Annotated in this window: 7 protein-coding genes; 4 read left to right on the forward strand and 3 right to left on the reverse strand. The window is 68.2% G+C overall.

Going from position 1 to position 8,906, the window contains the following annotated elements; all coding sequences use genetic code 11:
- Positions 1–63 precede the first annotated feature (63 nt).
- Positions 64–909 (forward strand): alpha/beta hydrolase, encoded by an 846-nt coding sequence (locus tag PFX91_RS18370; protein ID WP_285733525.1) that lies wholly within the window; start codon positions 64–66, stop codon positions 907–909.
- Between the two features lie 22 nt (positions 910–931).
- On the opposite strand, the gene PFX91_RS18375 is transcribed toward PFX91_RS18370, so the two are convergent.
- Both PFX91_RS18375 and rlmN read right to left on the reverse strand, forming a co-directional pair.
- Positions 932–1,405 carry a YqaA family protein gene (locus PFX91_RS18375; RefSeq protein WP_285733503.1) on the reverse strand — a complete coding sequence of 158 codons (474 nt, stop codon included), beginning with the start codon at positions 1,403–1,405 and terminating at the stop codon, positions 932–934.
- 31 nt (positions 1,406–1,436) lie between these two features.
- A complete protein-coding gene (gene rlmN / locus PFX91_RS18380) occupies positions 1,437–2,534 on the reverse strand; it encodes a dual-specificity RNA methyltransferase RlmN (protein WP_285733505.1) in 1,098 nt (365 codons plus the stop codon).
- 196 nt (positions 2,535–2,730) lie between these two features.
- Between rlmN and PFX91_RS18385 the strand changes: the two genes are divergently transcribed.
- The gene (locus tag PFX91_RS18385) at positions 2,731–3,816 is read left to right on the forward strand and encodes a suppressor of fused domain protein (RefSeq protein WP_285733507.1); all 1,086 of its coding nucleotides are present in this window, start codon (positions 2,731–2,733) and stop codon (positions 3,814–3,816) included.
- Between the two features lie 29 nt (positions 3,817–3,845).
- Here the strand turns inward: PFX91_RS18385 and PFX91_RS18390 are convergent, their stop codons facing one another.
- The gene (locus tag PFX91_RS18390) at positions 3,846–4,220 is read right to left on the reverse strand and encodes a BlaI/MecI/CopY family transcriptional regulator (protein WP_285733510.1); all 375 of its coding nucleotides are present in this window, start codon (positions 4,218–4,220) and stop codon (positions 3,846–3,848) included.
- Between the two features lie 667 nt (positions 4,221–4,887).
- Between PFX91_RS18390 and PFX91_RS18395 the strand changes: the two genes are divergently transcribed.
- Together PFX91_RS18395 and PFX91_RS18400 are read left to right on the forward strand one after the other, a co-directional pair.
- A complete protein-coding gene (locus PFX91_RS18395; protein ID WP_285733512.1) occupies positions 4,888–8,544 on the forward strand; it encodes a multifunctional oxoglutarate decarboxylase/oxoglutarate dehydrogenase thiamine pyrophosphate-binding subunit/dihydrolipoyllysine-residue succinyltransferase subunit in 3,657 nt (1,218 codons plus the stop codon).
- A gap of 16 nt (positions 8,545–8,560) precedes the next feature.
- Complete coding sequence (locus PFX91_RS18400) at positions 8,561–8,740, forward strand: DUF6104 family protein (RefSeq protein WP_285733514.1); 180 nt, start codon at positions 8,561–8,563, stop codon at positions 8,738–8,740.
- The last annotated feature ends 166 nt before the right edge of the window (positions 8,741–8,906 follow it).

Genomic DNA, 8,906 nt, shown 5'->3' on the forward strand with positions numbered 1-8,906 from the left:
ACACGGCCGTCAGGATGGTGCGCACACGACAGATCACCGTCGGACAGGAGGCTCGGTGTGTCCATGACGGACGAGAACGCCCCACGTCGGCGCCTCTACCGCGCCGCCGCCGTGGGCGTCGTCTCCGCCTTCGTGATCGCGGTGTCGGGAGGTCTGGTGTGGAGCGTGCAGCGCTCGTTCGTCTATCTGCCCACGGGCGGTAAGCCGCCTTCCGCCGGGCAGGTGATCGCAGGGGCGCGGGACGTGCTCCTGCACACCGACGACGGACTCGAACTCGGCGCGTGGTACGTCCCCGCCCGGAACGGCGACCTCGGGGAAGCGGTCGTGGTCGTCAACGGCAACGCGGGGAACCGTGAGACGCGTGCGCCCTTGGCACGTGCGCTGGCGGAAGAGGGGTTCGCCGTCCTGTTGTTCGACTACCGGGGGTATGGGGGCAATCCGGGCAGCCCTACCGAGAACGGTCTGGCGTCGGACGCACGGGCCGCGGCCGACGCCCTGTCCGAGCTCGGTCACGATCCGAAGAGCACGTTCTACTTCGGTGAGAGCCTCGGCGCGGCGGTCGCGGCACGCCTGGCCCACGAGCGCCCGCCTGCGGGACTCTTCCTACGCTCGCCGTTCAGCTCGCTCGCCGACGTGGCCGCGGTGCACTACCCGTTCGTGCCGGGATCTTTTCTTCGCGACACCTATCCGGTGACCGAGACCGTCAAAGACCTCGACGTGCCCACCTCCGTCGTGATGGGCGATGCCGACACGGTCGTGCCCGCTCGACAGAGCGGTGAGGTCGCCAGGGCCTGTCCCAACCTGGTCGAGGAGGTCGTCCTGGAGGGTCTGGGGCACAACGACGCGGACCTGACGTACGGGCCGGAGGTGGTGGCCGCGTTCACCCGCCTGGCCGACCACGTCCGCTGACCTGCTCCCGAGCGGTCCGCGCTCAGTCCGGCAGGAAGGACAGCCCCCAGGCAGGGGCCAGTACCACGACGAGGAAACGGGCGGTACGGGTGACGAAGGTGACCACGCAGAACAGGACGAGGTTCATCCGTACCACCCCCGCCAACACCGCCACCACCATGAACGGCGGGACGCTGGCGAAGGAGCTCAACGCCAACAGCCCCGCGCCCCACACCGGCCTCTCCTCGGCCTTGTGCCGCCACTCCGCCGCCCGCGCGCTCCACCGGCCGGGGGTGCGGGTCCTGCGCCGGAGCCACCGCGCGGAGAGCGTTCCCCGGCCCGCGTAGTAGTAGGGCAGTTTGCCGAAGGTCTGGCCCAGACCGGCCGCCACCGCCATGGCGACCAGGGCGCCGTCGTCCACGGCCATGACGGCGCCCACGAGGTAGAGCTCGATGTTGACCACCGGGACGAGCCCGGAGAGGAGGGCGACCACGAAGGCCAACACGGTCTCGGTCATCCCACGCTCCCACGCGGTGGGGCGGGGCCGGTCAGTTCTCGGCCGCCGCGAGCTGCCCGCACGCTCCGTCGATCTCCTGCCCCCGGGTGTCGCGGACCGTGACCGGCACCCCGTGCGCCTGTAGCCGCCGCACGAACTCGCGCTCGTCCTCGGGGCGCGAGGCCGTCCACTTGGATCCGGGTGTGGGATTGAGCGGGATGAGGTTGACGTGCGCCAGGTGACCCTTGAGGAGCCTGCCCAGCTTGTCCGCGCGCCACGCCTGGTCGTTGATGTCCTTGATCAGCGCGTACTCGATGGAGACCCGGCGACCGGTGGTCCCGGCGTAGCGCCAGGCCGCGTCCAGCACCTCGCCGACCTTCCATCGGGTGTTGATCGGCACCAGTTCGTCGCGCAGTTCGTCGTCGGGGGCGTGCAGGGAGACCGCCAGACGGACCTGCATCCTCTCCTCGATGAGCTTGTCGATGGCCGGGACCAGACCGACGGTGGACACGGTCACACCACGCTGGGAGATACCCAGGCCGTTCGGGACCGGATCGGTGATGCGACGTACCGTCTGGAGCACGCGCTTGTAGTTGGCCATGGGCTCGCCCATGCCCATGAAGACGATGTTGCTGATCCTCCCCGGCCCTCCGGCGACCTCTCCGCGCGCCAGGTCACGGGCACTGGCGACCACCTGGTCGACGATCTCGCCGGTGGACAGGTTGCGCGTCAGCCCCGCCTGCCCGGTGGCGCAGAACGGACAGTTCATGCCGCATCCCGCCTGCGAGGAGATGCACAGGGTGACGCGGTCGGGGTAACGCATGAGCACCGACTCGAACAACACCCCGTCGAAGGCCTTCCACAGGGTCTTACGGGTCATCCCGCCGTCACAGGTGATGTGGCGCACCGGGGTGAGCAACGTGGGCAGCAACGCCTCGCCCAGCCTCTCCCGGGAGGAGGCGGGCAGGTCGGTCATGGCCGTGGTGTCCGACTCCAGGGCGCCGAAGTAGTGTCGGGCGAGCTGCTTGGCCCGGAAGGGCTTCTCCCCCAGCTCGCTGACCACCTCGGCCCGCTCCTGGGGGCTGAGGTCGGCCAGGTGCCGGGGAGGCTTGGCACGTCGGGGGGCGACAAAGGTGAGCTCGGCGGGCATAGACATTCCGTAGGACGTGGAGTCGGTGGTCTGGCGCCCGGCGCGGTGCGGCGGCGACCCGGGTCGTTATACGACCTATACGCCGTCGCGCTGCTGCTCCGCCTGTCAGGGCACTACCGTCGATTCTACGTGCTGTGCGGGCGGACCGGACGGGTCCGCCGGATCGAACGACCGGGATCGGCGTGTGGGAGGGCCGGTGACAGGGATCGACGTCCTGCTCGACGAGATCAGCCCGTACCAGAGCCGCAGGGTCGTCGTCGAGTGCGACTCCCACACGACAGCCGCCTACCTGCTCGACGCACGCGGCCGCATCCGCGTCCCCGTGTGGCTGGCCAACCACGAGATCGCCCCCCTCGACAGTGAGTCCGCCGGACTGTACGAGGGCCGGGCCCCGCTCATGCCCGAGGCCTACACCAAGCACCCCCAGGGACGTCCGCGCTTCGACCCCGACCACCTGCGCGCCGTGTGGTTCGAGGAGGGGGACGGGGTCGCGCTCATCGACGAGGAGGGGCTTCTCGCCGTCATCCCCGGCTGGGCCGAGGCAGACAGCGGCCTGCCCGGGTACGCGCGCGAGGCGATCGGTCGCAGCGCCTACGCCTGGGAACTGGACTCGGTGCACGGACAACTGTGGCCTCGGGTGGTCCACGCCGAGGCCTACTGGGACTGGCGGCGCGCGTCGGGGGCCTGGCGCAGCGTGCAGCGCACGGTGCTCGGCCACCTGAACCGGCGTGTGGGCGAGCCCGGCCACTACTGGGACGTGTCCGACGGACATCCGCCGCTACTGCGTGTCTCGGAACGCCCGCCCACGGTCGGACGTCCGTTCACGATCCTGTCCACCGTCGGGATGTGCGGCCAACGGATGCCCACCCTGGACCGGTACATGGCCGACACCTCCCAACACGCCCGGGTGGAGCTGGCGCTGGCCACGACCCTGCCCGCCCACCACGCGGCCCGTGTCTTCCGGTGGATCGGCGCCTTCCCCTGGCGGGCGGTGACCTGGTTCGGCACCGGACACACCGTCAAGTGGCTGGACAACCCCGAGGACAGGGCCATGCGCGGCGGCGCGGGGGCGGTCCTGCTGTTGGAGGACCCCTCTCCCCTGGTCACCGACCCCCGACATCCACCGCCGGACACCTCGGGGCTCTCCTTCCACGGAGACCCCGTGCGTTGGCTGTGGATCGTGCCGATCACCCGACCCGAGCACCTGTTCGCCAAGGAGCACGACAGCGCCACCCTGGTGGAGAAGCTCGCCGCCGAGGGCCGCAGTTGGGTGCTGGGGTGACCCGGAGGACGGCGGGCCCTCGTCCCGGCTCATCCGGCGATGCCCCGACGGTCCCGGACCTGGCTGAGAACACGGTGGAAACGCATCATGTCCTCGTCGCTGAAGCGCTCCACGAAACGCAGCAGGGTGGCACCGGGATCCGGTCCGGTGCTGAGGACCTCGTCCATCATCCTGGCGGTGTACTCGGCGTGCGACTCTCGTGGCCAGTACGCCCAGGCCCGACCGTCCTTCTCCCGGTCCACCAGCCCCTTGTGGAAGAGGATGTCGGCGACCGTCATCACGGTCGTGTAGGCCACCTGCCGGTCATAGACCATGGTCTCCCGGATCCGGCGCACCGACAGCGGTTCCCTCGACCGCCACAGCACGTCCATGATGGCCGCCTCCAACTCCCCCAGCCCCTTCATGGGCCTCCCCACCCGCAGTCCGTCCCGGCATCGTCGTCGAGATCGTAGGCACGGCGGGGCCGGCGATGGGGAAGAACTCCGAAGAACGCACAGATCCGCACCTCTTCGGCGCCGCCCACCGGCGTTTCACCAGTCGGGGCGCCCCGACGACGGGGGAACCGAAGGTCGAAAGCCGTGGGGAGGCGACGACGGCCGGGAGGGGTCCGCGGCCGCCCGGGCCCCTCCGCGCCGCTGGGAAGAACGGTGGAGGAAGCCCGGCCGTCCTGCCCGGCCGCTCACCTCTCCTCCGACGGGGGCCCGACACGAGGGGTTCCCCGTGACGTACCGTGTTCCACACCACACCGTTTTCGGTCGCGGCAGGCCGAAGGCTTCACACTCAAAAGCCCAAAAAACCCACAAGTGCGTCGAATCCAGCACTCCGGGCTTGGTTACCGCTACGTAGCGAAAACTTGGATGTGAAAAATTGTTACCTATCTCCTAGTTTCGATAACGCTCGGGTTCCCCGACAGGGGGCCGCTACAAGTAGCCTGGTACCCGACGAGTGCCGGCCAGGCCAGAAGCTGCCCGCGTAAGCGGGACTGCTCCCATGTTTTTGAGCCCGCCTTGCCGGCAGCCACCCGTCTTCTCAACATTCACAAGCGAGCTGCGGAAGTGGGCGATCTCCGCCGTGTCGTCTGAGGCGTCTCAACCCCTGACAGACTTCGGTCCCAACGAGTGGTTGGTCGAGGAGCTTTATCAGAAGTACTTGAACGACCCGAACTCCGTTGACAAGGCCTGGTGGAACTTCTTCGCGGACTACAAGCCCGCGGAGAGCACCGACGTGAGGGGTGGGGGTGGCGTGAAGGCGCGGGGCGAGAAGGTCCCTGCGGCCTCCACGCCGAAGAAGAAGCCAAGCTCCCCCGCCACTCCGGCCTCGAAGCAGAGCGACAAGAAGAAGGAAGAAAAGGAGGGCGAAAAGGCCCTCGAGGTCAAGCAGGAGCGTCTGCGCGGAGCGGCCGCGCGGACCGTGACCAACATGGAGTCGAGCCTGGAGCTGCCCACCGCCACGAGTGTGCGCGCGGTGCCGGTCAAGCTTCTCTTCGACAACCGGATCGTCATCAACAACCATCTCCGGCGCAGCCGTGGCGGGAAGGTCTCCTTCACCCACATCATCGGTTACGCGATGATCAAGGCTCTCCAGACCACCCCGGAGATGAACCACTCCTACACCGAGGTCGACGGCAAGCCCGGTGTCGCCAAGCCCGAACACGTGAACTTCGGTCTGGCGATCGACCTACAGAAGTCCGACGGTTCGCGTCAACTCGTGGTCCCTTCCATCAAGAAGGCCGACGAGATGGACTTCCAGGAGTTCTGGAGCGGTTACGAGGACCTGGTGCGCAAGGCGCGCCACAACAAGCTGACCGTGCCGGATTTCCAGGGCACCACCATCAGCCTCACCAACCCCGGCGGTATCGGCACCGTGCATTCGGTGCCGCGCCTGATGCAGGGCCAGGGCATGATCCTGGGCGTGGGCGCGATGGAGTACCCGGCCGAGTTCCAGGGGGCCTCCTCCGACACTCTGGCCGAGTTGGGCATCAGCAAGGTCATGACGCTGACCTCCACCTACGACCACCGCATCATCCAGGGCGCGCAGTCCGGTGAGTTCCTCCGTCGGATCCACCAGCTGTTGCTGGGCGAGGACGGCTTCTACGACGAGATCTTCAACTCGCTGCGCATTCCCTACGAGCCGGTGCGCTGGGTGCAGGACATCCACGTCAACAAGGCCACCCAGCTCGACAAGACCACCCGGGTCCAGGAGCTGATCCACGCCTACCGCGTGCGCGGCCACCTGATGGCCGACACCAACCCGCTCGCCCACGAGCAGCGCAAGCACCCCGACCTGGACGTGCTCGAACACGGCCTGACCCTGTGGGACCTGGACCGTGAGTTCCCGACCGGGGGCTTCGGCGGCAAGCAGGTCATGAAGCTGCGCGACGTGCTGGGCGTGCTGCGCGACACCTACTGCCGCACAGTGGGCATCGAGTACATGCACATCCAGAGCCCGGAGGAGCGGGAGTGGATCCAGTCGCACGTCGAGCGTGAGCACGAGAAGCTCGACCGCGACGAGCAGCTGCACATCCTGCACCTGCTCAACAGCGCCGAGGCCTTCGAGACCTTCCTCCAGACCAAGTACGTGGGGCAGAAGCGCTTCTCCCTCGAGGGCGGCGAGTCGCTGATCCCGCTGCTGGACGGTGTGATCTCCAAGGCGGCCAGGGCCCAGCTGGACGAGGCCGTCATCGGCATGGCCCACCGTGGTCGTCTGAACGTGCTGGCCAACATCTGCGGCAAGTCCTACGCCCAGATCTTCGGCGAGTTCGAGGGCAACCTCGACCCGCGCAGCGCGCACGGCTCCGGTGACGTCAAGTACCACCTGGGCACCGAGGGTGTCTTCGAGACCCGGGACGGCGAGAAGATCCGCATCTCGCTGGCGGCCAACCCCTCCCACCTGGAGACGGTCAACCCGGTCGCCGAGGGCATCGTGCGCGCCAAGCAGGACGTGCTCAACAAGGGACCGCACGGCTTCACGGTGCTGCCGGTCCTGATCCACGGCGACGCCGCGTTCGCCGGTCAGGGCGTGGTCGCCGAGACGCTGAACCTGTCGCAGCTGCGCGGTTACCGCACCGGCGGCACGGTGCACGTCATCGTCAACAACCAGGTGGGCTTCACCACCTCGCCGGCCGACAGCCGCTCCAGCGTCTACGCCACGGACGTGGCGCGGATGGTGCAGGCCCCGATCTTCCACGTCAACGGGGACGACCCCGAGGCCGTGGTCCGGGTCGCGCACCTGGCCTTCGCCTACCGGCAGGCCTTCCACAAGGACGTCGTCATCGACCTGGTCTGCTACCGCCGTCGCGGTCACAACGAGGGCGACAACCCGGCGTTCACCCAGCCGCTGATGTACGACGTCATCGACGCCAAGCGCTCCACCCGGAAGCTGTACACCGAGGCCCTGATCGGCCGCGGCGACATCACCGTGGAGGAGGCGGAGTCGGCTCTGCGCGACTACCAGTCCCAGCTCGAACGCGCCTTCACCGAGACCCGTGAGGTCGAGAAGAAGCCGATCGAGCCGGGCGCCGTGGTCAAGCCCGAGGTCTTCACCGAGGGTCCGTTGGACCACTCCTCCGTCGAGACCGCGGTCAGCAGCGAGACGCTCAAGCGGGTCGTGGACACCCAGGTGTCCCTGCCCGAGGGCTTCACGCCGCACCCGCGGCTGGCGCCCCAGCTGTCCCGCCGCGTCACGATGGTCGAGACCGACGCCATCGACTGGGCCACCGGCGAGATGCTGGCCTTCGGGTCGCTCCTGTTGGACGGCCATCCGGTCCGCCTGATCGGCCAGGACAGCCGTCGGGGCACCTTCGGCCAGCGCCACGCGACGCTGGTGGACCGTGAGACGGGTGAGACCTACACGCCGCTCAAGCAGTTCGACGACGGCATCACCCGCTTCCACGTGCACGACTCGCTGCTGAGCGAGTACGCGGCACTGGGCTTCGAGTACGGCTACTCGCTCACCCGCCCCGACGCGTTGGTGATGTGGGAGGCCCAGTTCGGTGACTTCGTCAACGGTGCTCAGACCGTCATCGACGAGTACATCAGCGCGGGCGAGCAGAAGTGGGGGCAGCGCTCCAGCGTGACCCTGCTGCTGCCGCACGGGTACGAGGGTCAGGGGCCGGACCACTCCTCCGCGCGCATCGAGCGCTTCCTGCAACTGTGCGCGCAGGAGAACATGACGGTGACCAACCCCACCACCCCGGCGAACTACTTCCACCTGCTGCGTTGGCAGGCCAAGTCGCCGATCCAGCGCCCGCTGGTGGTGTTCACGCCCAAGTCGCTGCTGCGTCTGAAGGCCGCCACCTCGGCCGCCGAGGACTTCACCTCGGGTGCTTTCCAGCCGCTGATCACGGACGACTCGATCGCGCCGGACAAGGTGCACCGCGTCGTGCTGTGCTCGGGCAAGATCTACTACGATCTGGACGCCGCACGCCGCAAGAACGGGGACAAGCACACCGCGATCATCCGCGCGGAGCGGCTCTACCCGCTGCCGATCGAGGAGATCCGCGAGCAGCTCAAGGCCTACCCGAACGCGGGCGAGGTCCTGTGGGTGCAGGAGGAGCCGGCGAACATGGGCCCGTGGCCCTTCGTCGCGCTGGTCTTCTCCGAGCAGCTCGACCGTCCGTTCACCCGGATCTCGCGCCCGGCCTCCTCCTCGCCCGCGGCCGGTTCGGCCAAGCGGCACGAGGCCGAACAGCGTGCCCTGGTGGACACCGTGTTCCCTCCCGCCGACTAGGAGTCAGGGAGAGAGCGTGTACTACACCGACCGCGGGATCGAGGAGTTGGAGGAGCGTCGCGGCGGCGAGGAGGTCAGTCTCGCCTGGCTCGCCGAGCAACTGCGCGTGTTCACCGACCTCAATCCCGAGTTCGAGACCCCGGTCGACCGACTGGCCACATGGCTGGCACGACTGGAGGACGAGGACGACGAGTAGTGACCGCCGCATCGGCGGTGGGAAGGGCCCGGGTCCCAGTGAACTGCTCCCTGGAAGTTGGACTGGAAATCCAGTTCCATCGACCAGGGAGCAGTCCCATGAGAGCGAACAGCTCACTCACCCCGGACCAACGCTATGAAGCGATAGCGTTGTTCGAGCAAGGCAG

It is taken from the genome of Nocardiopsis sp. ATB16-24 (assembly GCF_030271535.1).
In the GTDB taxonomy this organism is placed as follows: domain Bacteria; phylum Actinomycetota; class Actinomycetes; order Streptosporangiales; family Streptosporangiaceae; genus Nocardiopsis.